This window comes from Paenibacillus sp. USHLN196 (assembly GCF_037144955.1).
Classification (GTDB): domain Bacteria; phylum Bacillota; class Bacilli; order Paenibacillales; family Paenibacillaceae; genus Paenibacillus; species Paenibacillus xylanexedens_C.
Genome location: NZ_JBBCYH010000050.1, coordinates 1 through 267 on the forward strand (window position 1 = coordinate 1; position 267 = coordinate 267).

At 50.6% G+C, this 267-nt stretch carries 2 rRNA genes; both read right to left on the reverse strand.

The features are described 5' to 3' along the window. Positions 1 to 83: ribosomal RNA gene (rrf, locus tag WFI24_RS34270) — 5S ribosomal RNA — on the reverse strand; the annotation flags it as partial. Positions 84 to 163: 80 nt separating this feature from the next. Further along, a 23S ribosomal RNA gene (locus WFI24_RS34275) occupies positions 164 to 267 on the reverse strand; the annotation flags it as partial.

Genomic DNA, 267 nt, shown 5'->3' on the forward strand with positions numbered 1-267 from the left:
GTCCAAGTACCATCGGCGCTAGAGGGCTTAACGGTCGTGTTCGGGATGGGTACGTGTGGAACCCCTCCGCCATCGCCACCAAACGCATAGCTTAGCTTACATTTCAGAGTTCGTTCTCTGAAAACTAGATTCGAAACGAAACATGCGAATTAGAAGTTGCTAATTGGATAAGCCCTCGACCGATTAGTACTGGTCAGCTCCATGCATTGCTGCACTTCCACCCCCAGCCTATCTACCTCGTCGTCTTCAAGGGGTCTTACATACTGG